General features: G+C 69.1%; 17 protein-coding genes. 4 read left to right on the forward strand and 13 right to left on the reverse strand.

The window, feature by feature from the left end:
- Positions 1-25: 25 nt before the first annotated feature.
- Entirely contained in the window at positions 26-1,960 is a 1,935-nt protein-coding gene (locus ACSQ89_RS10250; protein ID WP_436290606.1) for a PhoX family protein, read from the forward strand.
- 1 nt (position 1,961) lies between these two features.
- Here ACSQ89_RS10250 and ACSQ89_RS10255 read toward each other — a convergent pair whose 3' ends face one another.
- From ACSQ89_RS10255 to mutL, 9 genes are all read right to left on the reverse strand, one after another.
- A complete protein-coding gene (locus ACSQ89_RS10255) occupies positions 1,962-3,242 on the reverse strand; it encodes an amidase (protein WP_436290605.1) in 1,281 nt (426 codons plus the stop codon).
- On the reverse strand, positions 3,242-4,600 hold the full coding sequence (locus ACSQ89_RS10260; protein ID WP_436290604.1) for an NAD(P)H-dependent oxidoreductase: 1,359 nt from the start codon (positions 4,598-4,600) through the stop codon (positions 3,242-3,244). Before ACSQ89_RS10260 ends, ACSQ89_RS10255 begins: the two co-directional genes overlap by 1 nt.
- Before the next feature lie 117 nt (positions 4,601-4,717).
- Positions 4,718-5,623, reverse strand: a complete 906-nt coding sequence (locus ACSQ89_RS10265) for a phytanoyl-CoA dioxygenase family protein (RefSeq protein WP_093102504.1) — start codon at positions 5,621-5,623, stop codon at positions 4,718-4,720.
- A complete protein-coding gene (locus tag ACSQ89_RS10270; protein ID WP_436290603.1) occupies positions 5,620-6,315 on the reverse strand; it encodes a GntR family transcriptional regulator in 696 nt (231 codons plus the stop codon). Before ACSQ89_RS10270 ends, ACSQ89_RS10265 begins: the two co-directional genes overlap by 4 nt.
- A gap of 81 nt (positions 6,316-6,396) precedes the next feature.
- The gene (locus ACSQ89_RS10275) at positions 6,397-7,044 is read right to left on the reverse strand and encodes an ABC transporter ATP-binding protein (protein ID WP_436290602.1); all 648 of its coding nucleotides are present in this window, start codon (positions 7,042-7,044) and stop codon (positions 6,397-6,399) included.
- The gene (miaA, locus tag ACSQ89_RS10280) at positions 7,041-7,973 is read right to left on the reverse strand and encodes a tRNA (adenosine(37)-N6)-dimethylallyltransferase MiaA (protein WP_436290823.1); all 933 of its coding nucleotides are present in this window, start codon (positions 7,971-7,973) and stop codon (positions 7,041-7,043) included. Before miaA ends, ACSQ89_RS10275 begins: the two co-directional genes overlap by 4 nt.
- Before the next feature lie 64 nt (positions 7,974-8,037).
- Positions 8,038-9,285, reverse strand: a complete 1,248-nt coding sequence (locus tag ACSQ89_RS10285) for a multidrug effflux MFS transporter (protein WP_212733606.1) — start codon at positions 9,283-9,285, stop codon at positions 8,038-8,040.
- A gap of 43 nt (positions 9,286-9,328) precedes the next feature.
- The gene (locus tag ACSQ89_RS10290) at positions 9,329-10,282 is read right to left on the reverse strand and encodes an alpha/beta hydrolase (protein ID WP_436290601.1); all 954 of its coding nucleotides are present in this window, start codon (positions 10,280-10,282) and stop codon (positions 9,329-9,331) included.
- A 160-nt stretch (positions 10,283-10,442) separates the two neighbouring features.
- Complete coding sequence (mutL, locus tag ACSQ89_RS10295) at positions 10,443-12,272, reverse strand: DNA mismatch repair endonuclease MutL (protein ID WP_436290600.1); 1,830 nt, start codon at positions 12,270-12,272, stop codon at positions 10,443-10,445.
- A 50-nt stretch (positions 12,273-12,322) separates the two neighbouring features.
- Here mutL and ACSQ89_RS10300 point away from each other — a divergent pair, with 50 nt between their 5' ends.
- Positions 12,323-12,973 carry a DedA family protein gene (locus ACSQ89_RS10300; protein ID WP_093102514.1) on the forward strand — a complete coding sequence of 217 codons (651 nt, stop codon included), beginning with the start codon at positions 12,323-12,325 and terminating at the stop codon, positions 12,971-12,973.
- A gap of 55 nt (positions 12,974-13,028) precedes the next feature.
- Here the strand turns inward: ACSQ89_RS10300 and ACSQ89_RS10305 are convergent, their stop codons facing one another.
- Positions 13,029-13,307 (reverse strand): glycine zipper domain-containing protein, encoded by a 279-nt coding sequence (locus ACSQ89_RS10305; RefSeq protein WP_093102516.1) that lies wholly within the window; start codon positions 13,305-13,307, stop codon positions 13,029-13,031.
- Between the two features lie 211 nt (positions 13,308-13,518).
- On the opposite strand from ACSQ89_RS10305, the gene ACSQ89_RS10310 reads away from it, so the two are divergent.
- The gene (locus tag ACSQ89_RS10310) at positions 13,519-14,979 is read left to right on the forward strand and encodes an NCS1 family nucleobase:cation symporter-1 (protein ID WP_436290599.1); all 1,461 of its coding nucleotides are present in this window, start codon (positions 13,519-13,521) and stop codon (positions 14,977-14,979) included.
- Between the two features lie 15 nt (positions 14,980-14,994).
- Here the strand turns inward: ACSQ89_RS10310 and ACSQ89_RS10315 are convergent, their stop codons facing one another.
- Positions 14,995-16,443, reverse strand: a complete 1,449-nt coding sequence (locus tag ACSQ89_RS10315) for an N-acetylmuramoyl-L-alanine amidase (protein ID WP_093102519.1) — start codon at positions 16,441-16,443, stop codon at positions 14,995-14,997.
- Positions 16,440-16,940 (reverse strand): tRNA (adenosine(37)-N6)-threonylcarbamoyltransferase complex ATPase subunit type 1 TsaE, encoded by a 501-nt coding sequence (gene tsaE, locus ACSQ89_RS10320; RefSeq protein ID WP_093102521.1) that lies wholly within the window; start codon positions 16,938-16,940, stop codon positions 16,440-16,442. Before tsaE ends, ACSQ89_RS10315 begins: the two co-directional genes overlap by 4 nt.
- Between tsaE and queG the strand changes: the two genes are divergently transcribed.
- On the forward strand, positions 16,926-17,996 hold the full coding sequence (queG, locus tag ACSQ89_RS10325; protein WP_093102523.1) for a tRNA epoxyqueuosine(34) reductase QueG: 1,071 nt from the start codon (positions 16,926-16,928) through the stop codon (positions 17,994-17,996). The two genes, tsaE and queG, sit on opposite strands and share 15 nt — an antisense overlap.
- Here queG and ACSQ89_RS10330 read toward each other — a convergent pair.
- Positions 17,983-18,411, reverse strand: coding sequence for a hypothetical protein (locus ACSQ89_RS10330; RefSeq protein ID WP_139191612.1), 429 nt, complete (start codon positions 18,409-18,411; stop codon positions 17,983-17,985). The two genes, queG and ACSQ89_RS10330, sit on opposite strands and share 14 nt — an antisense overlap.
- Positions 18,412-18,434: the final 23 nt, after the last annotated feature.

An 18,434-nucleotide genomic window follows, 5' to 3' on the forward strand; every position in this document is an offset into this window, starting at 1 on the left:
CGGTTACCCACACCACAGCAAAACAATGGCCAAAGACTTCGACCGCATGGAGGACTCCAACCGGAGTGCCAATCCCACTATTCACGAGGTCTCCGACCCGGCACGCCGCATCTTCGTGCGCGGCGGCCTGGCGGCAGCAGCCAGCGGCTTGTTCGCACCGTTCGCGCTCGGCACGCTGGCCGGCTGCGCCGCGACCGGCGGCGCCGGCAACCCGGCTGCCCTCGGCCGCGGCATCGGCTTCAAGAGCGTGCCGATGGCTGCCATCGATCGCGTCGCGGTGCCCGAGGGCTACACCGCGCAGGTGCTGTACCGCTGGGGCGACCCGGTGGGCGTCGCCGGCCAGATGCCGGCCTTCAAGCCCGACGGTTCCAACAGCGCGGCCGAGCAGGCGCTGCAGGCCGGCATGCACCACGACGGCATGGCCTTCTTCCCGGTCGACGGCTCCTCGCAGCGCGGCCTGCTGGTGATGAACCACGAGTACGTGGACGACGGCTTGCTGCACGCCGACGGCATGAAGACCTGGACGGCAGAGAAGGTGCGCAAATCCATGCACGCGCACGGCGTCTCGGTGATCGAGATCCAGCGCGAGGGCAGCGCGTGGAAGCAGGTGATGCCTTCGAAGTTCGCGCGCCGCATCACCGCCCTGACGCCGATGACCATCACCGGCCCGGCCGCCGGCCACCCGATGCTCAGAACCGCCGCCGATCCGAGCGGCACGCGCGTGCTGGGCACCTACAACAACTGCGCCAACGGCCAGACGCCCTGGGGCACCTATCTGACCTGCGAAGAGAACTTCGCCGACTACTTCGAGGGCGTCGACAATCCCGACGCGCACCAGCGCCGCTGGGGCATCCGCAAGGGCAACGGCTCCAAGTACCGCTGGCACGAGCACGAAGAGCGCTTCAACGTCGCGCGGCATCCGAATGAATCCAACCGCTACGGCTGGGTGGTCGAGATCGATCCGCAGGACCCGAGCTCCACGCCCGTCAAGCGCAGCGCGCTCGGCCGCGCCGCGCACGAAGGCGCGGCCACAGCGCTGATGGCCGACGGCCGCGCGGTGGTCTACATGGGCGAGGACTCGCGCTTCGAATACATCTACAAGTTCGTCAGCCGCGACCGCGTCAAGCCCGGCGGCTTCGCGGCCAACCGCGAGCTGCTGGACCACGGCACGCTGTACGTCGCGCGCTTCGACGTCGACGGCACCGGCGAATGGCTGCCGCTGGTGCAAGGCCAGGGGCCGTTGACCGCCGACAAGGGCTTTGCGAACCAGGGCGACGTGCTGATCAAGTCGCGCCAGGCCAGCGACGCGCTGGGAGCCACCAAGATGGACCGGCCCGAATGGACCACGGTGGACCCGATCACCAAGGAGGTCTACTGCACGCTGACCAACAACAGCAACCGCGGCGCCGCCGGCCAGCCCTTCATGGACGCGGCCAACCCGCGTTCCAACAACACCATGGGCCAGATCATCCGCTGGAAGGAAGGCGGCGATCTCGATGCCACCAAGTTCGCCTGGAACCACCTGGTGCTGGCCGGAGACCCGAAGCAGGGCCGCTCGGAAGCGCAGGGCAGCGTCAAGGGCGACACCTTCGGCAGCCCCGACGGCCTGATGGTCGATGCGCGCGGCGTGCTGTGGATCCAGACCGATGCGTCGACCTCGACGCTGGGCAAGGGCGACTACAGCAGCCTGTCCAACAACCAGATGCTGGCCTGCGATCCCACCAAGGGCGAGATCCGCCGCTTCCTGGTCGGCCCGTCGGGCTGTGAAGTCACCGGGCTCACGGCCACGCCCGATCTCAAGACGTTGTTCATCAACATCCAGCATCCGGGCGAGCCTGCCAACGAGCGCAGCGATCCGGAGCGTCCGCTGGCCGTGTCGAAGTGGCCCGACGGCGCCGGCCGGCCGCGCTCGGCGACGGTCGTCATCACCAAGAACGACGGCGGCGTGATCGGTACCTGAGTCAGCCGGCTGGTTGTGTCAGGACGCGGTGCAGGCTGCCGGCCACGGCCAGCAGCTCGCGCTCGCGCTGCGCATGGCCGACCAGCTGCATGCCGATCGGCAAGCCTTGCGGCCCCAGCAGGCCGGGCACGGCGACGCAGGGCGCGCCGAGCAGGGTCCAGATGCGGTTGAAGACCGGGTCGCCGGTGGCGGCCAGGCCCGCCGGCGCCTCGCCGGGTGCGGCGGGCACCAGCAGTGCATCGACATCGCGCATCAGCTCGGGTAGCAGGCGGCGGGCGATGGTGGCTTGCGCCAGCGCCTGTGCGTAGGTCTCGTCGGTGCAGTCGCGGCCGCCTTGCAGCAATGCGCTGAGTGCCGCGCTGAGCTGTTCAGGATGCCGGCGCCATTCGGTGTCGAGCTGGCGCGCGGCCTCGAAGGCCATCACGGTTTTCTGCGCCTCGACCAGCCCGGCCAATGCGCTGGGCAGGACGATGTCGCCCAGCGTGACGCCGGCCGCACCGGCCAGCTTCAGCGCCTGCTCGAAGGCCGCGGCGCCGCCGGCATCGATGGCCGGCCATTCGTGCGTGCGGCAAACACCGAGGCGCAGCGCGCGCGGCGCAGGCGTTGGCAGCGGCGCGAAGGCCATCCCGTTCATCGCACCGCGCATCAGCTCCAGGTCGTCGGCGCTGCGCGCCAGCCAGCCCAGGGTGTCCAGCGAGGGCGAGAAGGGCTTGATGCCTTCGAGGCTCAGCGCGCCGAAGCTCGGCTTGAGCGCGAACACGCCGCAGAAGGAGGCGGGGCGAATCAGCGATCCCGCCGTCTGCGTGCCGAAGGCGATCGGCACCATGCCGTCGGCCACCGCGGCGGCCGAGCCGCTGGACGAGCCGCCGGGCGTATGGGCCGGGTTGTGCGGGTTGGCCGTGGGTCCGGGCGAGAAGTAGGCGAACTCGGTGGTCACGGTCTTGCCCATCACGAGCGCGCCGGCCGCGCGTGCGAGCGCCACGCAGGCGGCATCGGCCGCGGGGCGGAAGCCCTCGTAGATCGGCGAGCCGTAGCGCGTGGGCATATCGGCGGTGGCGATGAGATCCTTGACGCCGATCGGCACGCCGCCCAGCAGACCGGGCCGGCCGCGCGCGTCCAGCGCGCGGGCTGCGGCGATGGCGCCCTCGGCGTCGAGGTGCTGCCAGGCATGGATCAGCGGCTCGCGTTCGGCGATGCGCTCGAGGGCGTCGCGGGCTGCTGCTTCGGCCGTCATCGTGCCTGCGGCCATGGCCTGGCGCAGGGCGACTGCGGTCAACCCCATCAGGCGGCCTTGGCTTGCGCCGGCGCGAACATCGACTCCATCTCGTGGCGGATCTTGTAGGCGTGGGTCGTGGTGTCCATCGCGACGTCGGCCCAGCAGAGGCTCTGACCCTTCTTCACCGGGCGCACCAGCTTGATGTTGTGCGCGAGGCCCAGCGGCAGGCCGCCGATGCGCATCGAGCGTTCGGCCGGCAGCAGCTTGCCCCACACGGTGTAGCCGCCTTCGCCGTCGAGCGTCTCGCCCGCCGCGAGGTCGCGCTTGGCGGTGGCCACCACGTCGGCGTTCCAGCAGCTGGCGACGCCGGTCGCCTCGCCGCGCAGCGCCACGCTCGCGACCGAAACGCCGACCTCCAGCCCGATCAGGTGCCAGCGCTTGTAGAGCGTGAAGTAGCGCCCGCTCGGATCGGTATGCGCGTTGTATTCGTCGAAGCAGTTCTTGATGTACTCGGTCTCGGCCTCGACCGTGACCCACACGCCCATGCGGATGTCGTAGGGGATCTTGCGGCCGTCGGCCTCGAGCGAGGACACCACTTCGACCATGCCCTTGCGTTCGAGCACGCCGCCTTCGTTCTTCGGCCGCGTGACGAAGGGAATGTCTTCCATGCTTGCCGGCGGATAGAGAAGGCCGTCGGAGGGCACGCCGAGGCCGGTGGCGTTGGCCACCGCAGCGCTTTCGATCGAAGGCTTGGAACCGTCGAGGAAGCTGTTGAACATCTTCGGGTTGAGCCCGCCGCGCAGCGCCTGCTCGGGCGTGAGACCGTAGTTGCCCCACACGGTCTCGGGCGTCGATTCACTGAAGTGCGGCAGCCACTTGTGGCCGCGCCCCGCGGCCACCACGGGAAAGCCGCAGGTGCGGGCCCAGTCGACCAGGTCGCAGATCAGCGCCGGCTGATCGCCGAAGGCGAGCGAATACACCACGCCCGCCTGCTGTGCGCGGCGCGCCAGCAGCGGGCCACAGAAGGCATCGGCCTCGACCGTGACGTTGACCACGTGCTTGCCGTGCGCGAAGGCATCGAGGCAGTGGTCGACCGCGGCCACCGGATTGCCGGTGCACTCGACCACGATGTCGATCGAAGGCTCGCGCGTCACGGCCTGCCAGTCTTCGGTGATCCAGGTGCTGCCGGTTTGCAGCGCTTCCTGCACCGAGCGGGCGGCCGCGCGCTCGGGCTTCCAGCCGACGCGTTCGAGGTTGGCGCGCGCCGCGGCGGGCGAGAGGTCGGCGATGGCGACCAGCTGCACGCCGGGCGTGCGCGGAATCTGCGCCAGGTACATCGAGCCGAACTTGCCGGCGCCGATCAGGCCGATGCGCACCGGCTTGCCGTCGGCCGCGCGTTGTTGGAGTCGGGTGTAAAGGCTCATGTGCTTCCTAGTAACCGTTCGCACTGAGCTTGTCGAAGTGCTGCGTCGATCGACAGCGGCTTCGACCCTTCGACCGGCTCAGGGCAGGCCGAGCTCAGCCCGAACGGATGGTGGTGTTCAGGCGGCGGCGAATTCCAGTTCATCCAGTGAAGTGCGCAGCGCGCTCTCGGGCAGGCCGTTCTTCCACGGCACCTCGACCGGGTAGGGCTTCAGCAGGCAGTCGTCCGGCAGCATCTCGATCGGCGTGAAGTCGCGGTGCGCGATGTACTCGGGCCGCTTGAAGCGCCGGATGTGGTTGCTGACCGCGCATAGGCTCAGGTACACGGCCACGCGGTCGAAGGGCGAGAGGTTGCTGCCCGAGGCATGCACGAGGCAGCTGTGGAACAGGATCATCGAGCCGGCGGGGCCCTTGGGCGAGACGATGCCACCCCCGACGTGGCGGCCCGCCGCGTCGTAGTGCCCTTTGCCACCCGCGCGATCCACCAACTGGCGGATCAGGTCGTTGTCGACCGTCCACAACGGATAGCTCGTCGTCGTGAGATCGTGCTTGGCTTCGACCACGCCCTTCACATGGCTGCCGGGAATGAACATCAGCGGGCCGTTGTGCTCGTTCACGTCGTCGAGAAAGATCGCGACGTTCATCGCGCGCTCGGTGGGCATCAGGTCGTCATTGAGCCAGGTGCCGTAGTCCTGGTGCCATTGCCAGACGTCGCCCTCGAAGGCCATCTTGCCGTTGATCTTGAACTGGTGCATGTAGACCTGTTCCTCGAACAGATCGCTCACCGGGCCCACCATGCGCGGATGGCGCGCAAGGCGCGCGAAGGGCTCGCTGATCAGGTGCGCGGCGAAATTGGTGCGCACGGCGTCCGAGCCTTTCTCGCGCACGTTGAAGGCCTCGCGCCGGCTGTAGAGCTCGGGCACTGCGTCCGTGAGCACCTTGGTCTCTTCGGCAGAGAAGTGGCCGGGGAAGAAGAGGTAGCCGTCGCGCTCGAACTGCGCGCGCTGCTCGGGGCTGAGTCTCATGCGGTATCTCCTGCTTGGGTGGGGGTGTGGGCGCAAAGACGTTCGGCCAGCCGCATGCCGAGGGTTCGACTGGCCTGCGCGCCGTGCTCCTCGCTGAGGCGTGCGGCGGTATCGGCATCGCCGGCCGCGATGGCGCGGGCGATCGCCTCGTGCTCGTCCCACAGCGACTCGCGCTGCGGCACGGACTGCAGCACCGCGCCCATGGCACGGCGCAGGTGGCGCCAGTGCTGGTCGGCGCTTTGCGCGATCAGCGGGTTACCGGATGCGACGTAGATGGCATGGTGAAAAGCCATGTCGGCATCGATCATGGCTTCGACGCTGCGGCCGCGCGCGGCACGGCGGCCGCGCTCGATCAGCTTGGGATCGATCTTGAAGCGCTGCTCGGCCGCGAGCCGCGCCGCCAGCACGTCGAGCGCGCCGCGCACCTGGTAGACCTTGGCGGTCCATTCGGCATCGAGCGGCGCGACCAAGAGGCCGCGGCCCGGCGCGTCGAGCACGAAGCCGTCTTTCTTCAAGAGGCGCAGCGCCTGCAGCACCGGCTGGCGCGAGACGGCCAGGCGCCTGGCCAGGTCTTCCTGCGTGATGCGCTCGCCGGGCGCCAGCGAACCGCCGCTGATGGCGTCGAGCAACGCGCGGTAGACCTGGTCGACGAGGTCGGGGGCGGCGGCGATCTGGACGAGCTGGGCGGGCATCGGCGGGGTCATTCTGAACTCTGTATACAGAATACGACGAGCGGCGACGGCTGCGACCTGGGGCTTACCCCAGGCCGGGGATCAGGCCCGGATGCCGCCCGCGCTCAGATGCAGCACGCGGTCCGCACGCGCCGCGGCCGCCTCGGAATGCGTCACCAGCACCAGCGAAGCGCCGTGCTCGCGCGTCTGCGCCAGCAGCACGTCCATCACCTTCGCGGCGGTCTTCGGATCGAGATTGCCGGTCGGCTCGTCGGCCAGGAGCAGCGCCGGTCGATGCACCAGTGCGCGCGCGATGGCCACGCGCTGCAGCTGGCCGCCGCTCAGCTGCTGGGGCAAGCGCTCGCCGAGACCGCCCAGCCCGACCGCGTCGAGCATGTGCGCCACGCGCGCTGCGTCGGGTTGCGCGAGCAGCATCAGCGGCAGCGCGACGTTCTGCGCCACGTCCAGGTGCGGCAGCACATGGAAGGCCTGGAACACGAAGCCGACGTGTTTGCGGCGCCACAGCGCGCGCGCCTCGGCATCGAGCGCGCCGATGTCGATGCCGTCGTGCACGACGCTGCCGGCGTCCCAGCTGTCGAGCCCGGCCATGCAGTTGAGCAGGGTGGACTTGCCGACACCCGATTCGCCGACGACGGCGACGAACTCGCCCGGCGCGACTTCGAGCGACACCTGCTCGAACACGGTCGCGTCGCCGTAGCGCTTGGCCAGCTCGCTGATCCGCAGCGTCATGCGATCTCGCACACCTGCTGCACGATGCGCTCTATCGCATCGGGCGCCTCGGCCGCGATCACGCGGCGTTCGGGCATGCTGCGCAGCCAGGTGATCTGGCGCTTGGCCAGTTGGCGCGTCGCAGCGATGCCGCGTTCCCGCAGTTCGGCCATGGGAAAGAGGCCGTCCAGCGCCTCCCAGGCCTGGCGATAGCCGACGCTGCGCATCGAGGGCAGCTCGGGCGCGAGATCGCCGCGCGCGCGCAGGGCCCGCACCTCGTCGAGGAAGCCGCCCGCGAGCATCGCGTCGAAGCGTTCGGCGATGCGATGGTGCAGCCAGGCGCGCTCGGTGGGTTCGAGCGAGAAGAGCGCGATCGGCGGCATTCCGCCCGCTCCTTGCTCGGCGTGGAAGCTGGCCATGGTGCGGCCGCTTGTCAGCCACACCTCCAGCGCGCGTTGGATGCGCTGGCTGTCGTTGGGCGCGAGCCGCGCGGCGGTGACGGCATCGACTTCGGCCAGCCTGGCATGCATCGCAGGCCAGCCCAGCGCGGCGGCTTCGGATTCGAGCTGCCGGCGCACGGCAGGGTCGGCCGCGGGCATGGCATCGATGCCGTCGGCGAGCGCCTTGAAGTAGAGCATGGTGCCGCCCACCAGCAGCGGCAACCGGCCGCGCGCGCGGATCTCGGCGATGAGCCGCGTGGCGTCGGCCACGAAGGCGGCCGCGCTGTAGGGCTCGCGCGGATCGCGGATGTCGATCAGGTGGTGCGGCGCTTCCGCGCGCTCGGCGGGCGTGGGCTTGGCGGTGCCGATGTCCATGCCGCGGTAGACCAGGGCCGAATCGACGCTGACGATCTCGACCGGCCGCACGCGCGCGATCGCGAGTGCGGCCGCGGTCTTGCCCGATGCAGTCGGGCCCGCCAGCGCGACGTAACTTGCCCCCACGCTCGGCACTGGCGTGTCCTCGCTGCCCCCAAAGGGGGCGCTCACGCCTCGGGGCGGCCCAGCGGCGCTCGGCTCAATGCCCATGCGCCTCGCCGTACTTGCGCACCAGCGTCCAGGCGATCAGCGCGATGCACACGCTCCAGAACCACATGCCGAGCGCGAGCGGCATCACGGTGCCGTCCATGTGCGCGCCGAGCCAGCCGCCGATGCCGAAGGCCGCCAGCATCATCAAAAAGCCATTGAGCGCCGAGGCCGCGCCGGCAGCCTGCGGAAAGGGGCCGACCGCACCGGTCTGGCCGCAGGGCTGGTGCACGCCGTGCGCCAGCATGATCAGCGTGAGCGGTGCCACGATGGCGGCGACCGAGTGCACGCCGGCCAGCGCCAGCAGGCCCATCGCGCTGCCGCCGGTCAGCGTCAGCAGCGACGCGCGCGCCACGCTGCCGCGCACGCCGTAGCGCGGCAGCCAGCGCCGGCAGACGAAGGTGCCCGCGATGTAGGCGAGCGAGCTCCACAGCATCACCAGGCCGTACTGCGTCTTCGTGAGGCCGAGCACCTGGATGAAAACGAAGGACGAGGCGGCGAGAAAGGTGAAGAGCAGGCCATAGGCCGCCGTCGTCAGCGCCGAGAAGGCGAGGAAGGTCGGGTTGCGCAGCACCATTGCCCAGGTGGAGAAGAGCGTGGCGAGGCGCAGCGCATCGGGGTTGGGGCGCACCAGCGTTTCGCCGAAGCGCAGCGCAATCAGCGCGAGCGTGACGGCACCGAAGAGTGCCGGCGCCAGCAGCGCGATGCGCCAGCCGAACAGGTCGGACACCAGGCCGCCCACCGGTGCGCACAGGCAGGCGATCAGGCCGAGGCCGGTGAGCGCACGCGACATGACGCGTGCGCCGTCGGCCGGCTGGTAGAGATCGCGCACGATCGCGCGCGCTGCCATCACCGCGGCACCCATGGCCGCGCCCTGCAGCGTGCGCCAGACGATCAGCAGCTCGATCGACGGCGCGACGGCGCCGCCGAGGCTCGCCACCACATAGCCGCCCAGGCCCCACAGCAGCACGGGCCGGCGTCCGAAGCGGTCGGACAGCGGGCCGAACACGAGCTGCGCGCAGCCGAAAGCCAAGAGCAGCGCGCTCAGCGTGAGCTGCGCCTGCGACATGCGCGCGCCGAAGCCGCTGGTCAGGGCAGGGAGCGCGGGCAGGTAGAGATCGGTGGTGACGGGCTGGATGCCCAGCAGCAAGGCCAGCGTGAGCACGACCAGCGCGGGCGACATGGCCGTTGCACTCGGCGCGGATTGCGAGAGGGCCGGTGCGTCGGGAGGGGGCGGCATGCGCCCAAGGGTAACAAAGCCGGCGCGGCGGGCGCCGGCGGCCCTAAATCGCCTGGCCGGACGACTGGGCTTGCTGCTGCAGGACGGTCGCGGGCACGGCCGGGGCCGGTGCGCTGCTGCTGCCGTCGCCGGCGGCCATCTCGGTCGGCGGCTCCTTCATGCGAAACAGCTGCGACAGGGCGGCGCGGTACTGCGCCTGGCCCACCGAACCGGTGCTGTGGTGCGAGCCGCCCTCGACCAGCACGAACTGCTTGGGCACCGTGGCCGCCTCGTAGAGCTTGCGGCCCAGGGTCGGGTTGATCAGGCTGTCGGCAGCGCCATGCACCACCAGCAGCGGGGCGCCGATGTTCTTGACCTTGCTGACCGCCTCGAAGCGCTGGGTGATGAAGGGACCGAAGGGCAGCCAGCCCCATTTGAAGCTGCTCACCACGTCGGCGATGGAAGTGAAGGTGCTCTCGACGATGGTGCCGCTCTCGTCGTTCACCCGCGAGGCCAGGTCGATGCCGATCGCGCCGCCCAGCGAGTGGCCGAAGATGTAGCGCGGCTGCTGGGGGTGCCGTGCCGCGAGCCAGATCCATGCGGCGCGCGCGTCTTCGCGGGCCGAGTCTTCCGAGGGCAGCGCCTTGCTGCTCTTGCCGAAGCCGCGGTAGTCGATGGCCAGCACCGAGAAGCCCAGCTCGTGCATGCGCCGCATGCGCGGTGCCGAGCCCGCCACGTTGTAGCGCGCGCCGTGCAGGTAGAGCAGCACGGGCGTGTTGGCCGATTCAGGCGCGCCGCCGAGCCAGAGGCCGTGCAGGCGGGCCGGCCGGCCCGTGACGGAGGACTGGAAGTCGATCCAGACATGGTCCATGCCCTCGGTCATGGATTCGGAATTGCCCCAGCTGCGGTCGCTCGGCTGGAAGATCCATTCGCGCTGCCGCTCGTCGAGGGTGGAGCAGCCGGCCGCCAGCAAGGCGACCAGCGCTGTAGCGGATGCGAAGAGGGACCAGGATTTCATGGGCAAGGCTGAAAGACAGGTGCTCGGCCGGAAAGTTCAACAAAAGACTGCATGCAACGTGCGTGCCCGGTTTGTCGATGACCCCTGAAAACCCTCGGTTACGTGACCAACAGATGCCAAATGTGAGGAATTTGGCAGCTTTTCCCCGGCGCTCGCGGGTTCAGCGCCCGCGCATGAACAGCGAATCGAGCTCGCGGATCGAGACCTGGCGCCAGGTCGGCCGGCCGTGGTTGCACTGGTCCGAGCGCTCGGTGGCTTCCATCTGGCGCAACAGGCCGTTCATCTCGTCGATGGTCAGCCGGCGGTTGGCGCGCACCGCGCCGTGGCAGGCCATGGTCGACAGCAGCTCGTTCTGGGCCCGCTGCACCACGGTGCTGGCGTCGTGGTGGGCCAGCTCGGCCAGCACGCTGCGGGCGAGCTCCACCGGGTCGCCGTCGGCCAGGGTGCCGGGCACCGCGCGCACCGCCAGCGTGCGCGGCGAGAAGGGCGTGATCTCCAGGCCCAGCGAGGGCAGCACGGCGGCGCAGGCCTCGGCGGTCGCCACTTCCTGCGGCGTGGCAGCGAAGGTGGCCGGGATCAGGAGCGGCTGGCTCGCGATCGCGGCGCCGTCGAGCTGGGTCTTCAGCCGCTCGTAGACGATGCGCTCGTGCGCGGCATGCATGTCGACGATCACCAGGCCCTGGCTGTTCTCGGCCAGGATGTAGATGCCCTGCAGTTGGGCGAGCGCGCGGCCCAGTGGCCAGGCCTGATCGTCGTCGGCGGCCGGCGTGGGCTTGACGGGTGCTGCCGGAAGCGTGAAAGCCGTGGCCGGCGTCGCGGCGCTGTCGCTGCGCTCGCTGGGCCACATTGCGGCCGCGTCGCCCAGACCCCGTTCCGCGGCGAAATGGATTGCCGGCTGCGTCCACGAAGGCGCGGGCTGGGGCGAAAGCGGCTTGAAGAAGGGCTCGGCGGCCACCGCTGCCGCTTCGCCGGCCCGCGGCGCAGCCAGCGCATTCTCGATCGCGTGGCGCACCGCCTGGTGCACCTCGCGCCCGTCGCGGAAGCGCACTTCAATCTTGGTGGGATGCACGTTGACGTCGACGCGTGCCGGATCGATCTCGAGATAGAGCGCGTAGACCGGCTGGCGCTGGCCGTGCAGCACGTCTTCGTAGGCGCTGCGCACCGCGTGCGCCAGCACCTTGTCGCGCACGAAGCGGCCGTTGACGTAGAAGAACTGCTGGTCGGCGCGCGAACGTGCCGCATCGGGAATGCCGGCGCGGCCTGCCACGCGCACCGGGCCCGCGGCGTGCTCGACCGCCACGCTCTGGGCGACGAAGCCCTCGCCGAGCGCATCGGCCAGGCGCCGGTCGCGCGCATCGGCGGCGCGCCACTGCTCGACCAGCCGGCCTTCGTGCCAGACCGAGAAGCCCACATCGGGCCGCGCCAGCGCATGGCGCCGCACCGCCTCGATGCAGTGCGCGAGCTCGGTGGCATCGGTCTTCAGGAACTTGCGCCGGGCGGGCGTGGCGAAGAACAGCTCGCGCACCTCGACCGTGGTGCCGGCCGCGCGCGCCACCGGCCGCAGCTCGCCGGTGCGGCCGTCGAGCGCGAAGGCGCTGTCGGCCGCGTGGAAGCGCGACTGCAGGCTGAGCTCGGCGATGGCGTTGATGGCGGCCAGCGCCTCGCCGCGAAAGCCCATCGTGCCTACCGTCTCCAGGTCGTTCAAGCTGGCGATCTTGCTGGTCGCGTGGCGGCGCAGGGCCAGCGGCAGCTCGTCGCGCGGCAGGCCCTGGCCGTCGTCCTCGACCGAGATCAGCCGCACGCCGCCGGCCGAGAGTCGCACCGTGACCTGCCGCGCGCCGGCGTCGAGCGCGTTGTCGAGCAGTTCGCGCACCACCGAGGCGGGCCGCTCCACCACTTCGCCGGCCGCGATCTGGCTGATCAGTTCGTCGGGAAGTTCGCGGATCGGACGGCGCGCGGCCGGGGCGAGAGAGGAGGGGAGAGCGCTCACCGGGGCATTCTAGAAGGGGGCTCGCGAAGCTGCCCGGATAATGCGCGTCCATGGAAATCATCAGCTTCTTCATCGACTTCATCCTGCATGTCGACAAACATCTCGAGGCCTTCGTCGTCGCCTACGGGCCCTGGGTGTATGCGCTGCTGTTCCTGATCGTGTTCGTCGAGACGGGGCTCGTGGTGATGCCCTTCCTGCCGGGCGACTCGCTGCTCTTCATCGTCGGCGCGCTGTGCGGCGCGGGGCTGATGAGCTATTCGATCGCGGTGCCGATCCTCATCGTGGCCGCGATTCTGGGCGACCAGTGCAACTACAGCATCGGGCGCTATTTCGGGCCCAAGGTTTTCCAGTGGGAGAGCTCGCGCTTCTTCAACCGCAAGGCCTTCGACCAGGCGCATGCCTTCTACGAGCGCTACGGCGGCGTCACCATCATCCTCGCGCGCTTCATGCCCTTCATCCGTACCTTCGCGCCCTTCGTCGCGGGCGTGGCCGACATGACGCGCACCAAGTTCACGCTCTACAACATCGTCGGCGCGCTGTTGTGGGTGCTGGGCTTGTGCACGGCGGGCTACCTGTTCGGCAACATGCCCTTCGTCAAGGAACACCTCGACAAGATCATCTGGGCGCTGATCTTCGTGCCGGGCCTGATCGCGGTCTTCGGCGCCTGGCGCGCGGGCCGCACGCCTTCCTCGGTGCGTTGAAAACAAAAAAAGGCGCGTCCTCGGACGCGCCTTCGATCATGCAAGAGCCACGAGCTCAGTAGTTCGGGCCGTTGTAGGGGTAGTAGCCGCCACTGCGTTGTCCGCGGTAGTAGTTGCGCTCGTCGGCGCGGCGACCCACCTGGTTACCGATCAAGCCGCCGATGGCGGCACCACCCACGGTGCTGGCGGTATTGCCGCCGATCGCATTGCCGATCACCGCGCCGCCCACGGCACCACCGGCCGTGCCCCACTGCTCGTTCGGTCCCGCTGCGCAACCCGCCAGGGTCATGACGGTCGTGGCCGCTGCAGCCGTGATCCAGAGACGTGTCTTCATGGTGTCCACCTTTCAATCAGTGATGAAGACATTCTGTAAAAGCCCTGCGCCACGGGTGTAGGAGTCCGCCGCACCCCCTTGCCCGAGAGCATGCGCTGCATTCGTGCAACAAAGAGCGCGCGTTCCGCAGGCGGCGACGCATGGCAGGCGGTTGCGAGGGCCGGCCAAGAAAGCTAGTCTGCGCGCATCGGCGCATTCCCAGGAGGCAGCCATGGAGATCCGCAATCCTTCCCCCGGCCTCTACAACGAGGATCTCGCACCCGCCAAGGTGCGCAACTGGGGCGCCTTCAGCATCTTCAACGTGTGGACCTCGGACGTGCACAGCCTGTGGGGCTATTACCTGGCGGCCAGCCTGTTCCTGCTGTGCGGCAGCTTCACCAACTTCCTGCTTGCGATCGGGCTCGGTTCGCTGCTGATCTTCTTCCTCATGAACCTGATCGGCTACGCCGGCGAAAAGACCGGGGTGCCGTACCCGGTGTTGGCACGTGCGTCCTTCGGCGTGTGGGGCGCGAACCTGGCGGCGCTGGTGCGGGCCGTGGTGGCTTGCTTCTGGTACGGCGCGCAGACGGCGGCCGCGTCGGGCGCCGTGGTCGCCTTGCTGATCCGCAACGACAGCATGCTCGAGTTTCACAAGAGTACGCAGATCCTCGGCCATTCGGGCCTGGAGGTGGTCTGCTACGTGGTGATCTGGGCGCTGCAACTGCTCATCATCCAGAAAGGCATGGAGACGGTGCGCAGGTTCCAGGATTGGGCCGGCCCCGCGGTATGGATTGCGATGCTGATCCTGGCCATCGGCCTGTGCGTCAAGGCGGGCGGCTTCTCCTTCGACCACGGCATTCCGCAGGACGTGCTGCTGGCAAAGACCAAGGACGCCGGCGTGAGCGGCGAGCCGGGCTCCTTCTGGGCCTTGATGGCGGTGGCTGCGACCTGGATCACCTACTTCGCCGCGCTGTACCTCAACTTCTGCGATTTCTCGCGCTACGCCAAGAACAAGGACGCGGTGAAAAAAGGCAACCTGTGGGGCCTGCCGGTCAACCTGGTCGCCTTCTCGCTGGTCGCCGGCATCACGACCATCGCGGCCTTCAAGGTCTACGGTGAAGTACTGCTGCACCCGGAGCAGATCTCCGCCAAGTTCGACAGCTGGGTGCTGGCGCTGATCGCCGCCATCACCTTCGCGGTGGCCACGCTGGGCATCAACGTCGTCGCGAACTTCGTCTCCGCCGCCTTCGACATTTCGAACGTGTTCCCCCGGCAGATCAGCTTCAAGAAGGGCGGCTACATCGCGGCGGCGATTGCGCTGGTGCTCTATCCCTTCGCGCCCTGGGAGGGCAATGCCGCGAATTTCGTCAACGCCATCGGCGCCACGATGGGGCCGCTCTTGGGCGTCATCCTGGTCGACTACTACCTGGTCGCGAAAGGCAACATCAATGTCGCGGCGCTCTACGACGAGAACGGCGAGTATCGCTACGAGGGCGGCTGGAACGTCAACGCGCTCGTGGCCGCGGGCGTCGGCAGCGTGTTCTCGACCCTTCTTCCGAATTTCACCAGCCTGCTGCCGGCGTGGTGGAACACCTACGGCTGGTTCTTCGGCGTGCTGATCGGCGGCGGCGTGTACCTGCTGATGGCGACCCTGCGGCCGCGCACCGCGGTCGCCGCAAGTGCAAAGGCCTGACCGCGGCAACGCGCGCTACAGCTGACGGCTGCGCGCCAGCGGCGGGTTCTGCGCAAAGTAGCGCTGGATGCCGCGCATCAGCGCGTCCGCGAGGTTTTCCTGGTACTCGACGCTCCGCAGCTTGGCTTCTTCTTCCGGGTTGCTGATGAAGGCGGTCTCCACCAGCACGCTCGGGATGTCGGGCGCCTTGAGCACCGCGAAGCCGGCCTGCTCGACCTGCGGCTTGTGCAGGCGCGCGCCGATGCCGCGGATCTCGCCGAGCATCGCGCCACCGAGCTTGAGGCTGTCGTTGATCTGCGCCGTGGTGCTCATGTCGAGCAGGGCGCGCTGCACCTGGACCTCGTGCGTGCCCACGTTCACGCCGCCGACCTTGTCGGCCTGGTTCTCCTTGTTGGCGAGCCAGCGCGCTGCGCTGCTCGAGGCGCCGGTCTGGCTCAGCGCGAACACGCTGGCGCCGCGCGCTTCGGGCGTGGTGAAGGCATCGGCATGGATGCTCACGAACAGGTCGGCCTGCACGCGGCGCGCCTTCTGCACGCGCGTGCCCAGCGGCACGAAGAAGTCGGCATCGCGCGTGAGAAAGGCGCGCATCGGATTGCCGTTGACGCTGCTCCCATTGATGCGGTCGCGCAGCCGGTGCGCGACCTGCAGCACGATGTCTTTTTCGCGCGTGCCGTTGGGGCCGATCGCACCCGGGTCTTCGCCGCCGTGGCCCGGATCGAGCGCGACGATGATGATGCGGTCGGTGCCGCTCGCGGTCGCGCCGCCATTGCGCGCGGTGGCGGAAGAGGGCGGCGAGAGGGGTGTCACCGGCGTCGTTCCCACCACGGGCGGCAGCGGCGCCGGAACGACCAGCGCCTGTGCGGGCGGCGAGGAAGGCGAGGGGCGCATCGACTGCTGCGCCATCAATTCGCCCAGCGGATCGACGGCCGGGGGCGCGGGAGTGCGCGGCGCGATGCCCGCGACGGTGCCGTCGCGGCCGGGGGCCTTGGGCGCATCGCGCAGCCGCTCGGCGATCAGGGCTTCCAGCGGATCGAGCGCCTGCTGCGGATAGAGGTCCAGCACCAGCCGGTGCTGGTAAGCGGCCACCGGCGCCAGCGAGAAGACCTGAGGGGCCACCGACTGCTTGAGGTCGAACACGATGCGCACCACGCTGGGCGCGAACTGACCGACGCGCAGGCCGTTGATGAAGGGGTCGTCGGGCTTGATCTTGCCGACCAGCTCGCGTAGCGCGGGATTGAGATCGATCCCGTCGATGTCGACTGCGAGACGCGGCGGACTGCCGACCACGAGCTGTTGCGAATGCAGGCGGCCGTCGGATTCGATGGTGACGCGCGTGTAGTCGGCCGCCGGCCAGACGCGCACCGCCACGATGGTGGCGCCGCGCGCGATCTCGTGCACGCCGAGCAGGAGGGCGATGCTGCCGCCCTGCAGCAGTACGCGTCGTTTCAGTTGGCCGGCTTTCATGCGCTGGCGGCGGCGAGCAACCGACTGCCGCGCGGCGTGTTCGCGTGCAGGGTCACGGTGCGGGTGTCGTCGATCATTGCTTCGATTTTAATAGCAAGGTCTGCAAGCGGAATGCGCCCTGCAGCGTTTTCGGGCCATTCCGCGAGTTTGAGGCCCGAACCCGCGAAGATGTCACGGAAGCCGGCATCGTCCCATTCGTGCGGATCGCTGAAACGGTAGAAATCGAAGTGGAAGATGGCCAGGCCGCCGGGCGCCTCGTGCGGCTCGACGACCGCGTAGGTCGGGCTCTTGATGCGCGAGCCGATGCCGAGCGCGCGCAACAGGTGGCGCACGAAGGTGGTCTTGCCGGCGCCGAGGTCTCCATGCAATGCAATGAACGCGTCAGCCAGGTCGGGCGATGACGCGAGTGCGCGCGCCAGCGCGTCGCAATCGTCTTCGCTGCGCCAGCGTTGCACGAGGCTTTGCGTTTCTACAATTGGCAGGTGATCGGCAGCCATCAACTCGTGAATCGGATTCAGGCCTTGGCCCGGGAGCTCGGATTCTCCCAAATCGGGATTGCGGGCGTCGATCTGTCGAGCGCGGAAGAGGGCCTCATGCGATGGCTGGCCGAAGGCTTCCATGGCGAGATGCACTACATGGCCGCACATGGCACGCGGCGCGCGCGGCCGGCCGAGCTGGTGCCGGGCACGGTGTCGGTGATCACCGCGCGCATGGATTACCTGCCGCGCAGCACGCCCGAGGATTGGCAGGCGGTGGAGTTCGACCGGCTGCGGCGGCCGGCGGAGGGCATCGTGTCAGTCTATGCGCGCGGCCGCGACTATCACAAGGTCATGCGCTCGCGCCTCGCGAAGCTGGCCGAGCGCATCGCCGACGAAGTGGGCCCCTTCGGCCACCGCGCCTTCACCGATTCGGCGCCGGTGCTGGAAGCCGAGCTGGCATCGCGCAGCGGCCAGGGCTGGCGCGGCAAGCACACGCTGGTGCTGGACCGCGACGCGGGCTCGATGTTCTTCCTGGGCGAGATCTATGTCGACATGGCGCTGCCGCCGAGCGCGCCGGTCACGGCGCACTGCGGCAGCTGCAGCGCCTGCATCGAGGTGTGCCCGACGCGCGCCATCATCGCGCCGTACCGGCTCGACGCGCGGCGCTGCATCTCCTACCTCACCATCGAGCACGCGGGGCCGATCCCGCTCGAACTGCGGCCGCTGATCGGCAACCGCATCTACGGCTGCGACGACTGCCAGCTCATCTGTCCTTGGAACAAGTTCGCCAAGAAGAGCGCGCTGCCGGACTTCGATGCGCGCGACGGGCTCACCGGCCGCCAGTTGGGCGAGCTCTTCGCGTGGACCGAGGAGGACTTCCTGCGCTACACCGAAGGCAGCCCGATCCGCCGCATCGGCCATGAACGCTGGCTGCGCAATGTGGCGGTGGCGCTGGGCAATGCCTTGCGTGCGGGCGACGAGGGGGCGCGCGAGATCCTCGCGACGCGGCGCTCGCATCCCAGTGCGCTGGTGCGCGAGCACGTCGAATGGGCGTTGGACTTCAGCGCCGCATGATCGCCGAGACCTGAGCCGTTCCCGCGTCGAGCGAACGCATCGAGTTCAGCCGCAGCGAGGCGTATTTGAGGACCGGATTGTTGATCAGCTTGCCGCTGAAATACCCGTTGAAGCGCGTGTCCTTGCAGTCGCTGATCGTGAGGTCGAGCGAGGCGTTGGCCGGCGAAACGAAGTCGACGCTCGAGCCCGTCATCGTGCAGGCGGCGCCCGGTACCTGGCCGCGCACCGTGCCGTCGGGATCGATCTGCATCGCGCCCGCGTGGACCTCTGGCGGACCCTGTGCGCCGGTGTCCTGCTGGACCACGTAGAAAAGAAAAGGCCCGCTCCACGCACCGTGGTAGCGGGTGTGCTCCTGCGCCTGCGCCTGCACCGCCCCCGCGAGCAATGCTGCGACAACGGCCGGTAGGTAGCGCATCGTGCGATGGTAGCGACTGATGA

Origin of the sequence: Variovorax sp. LjRoot175, from assembly GCF_964253805.1 — a bacterium.
In the GTDB taxonomy this organism is placed as follows: domain Bacteria; phylum Pseudomonadota; class Gammaproteobacteria; order Burkholderiales; family Burkholderiaceae_C; genus Variovorax.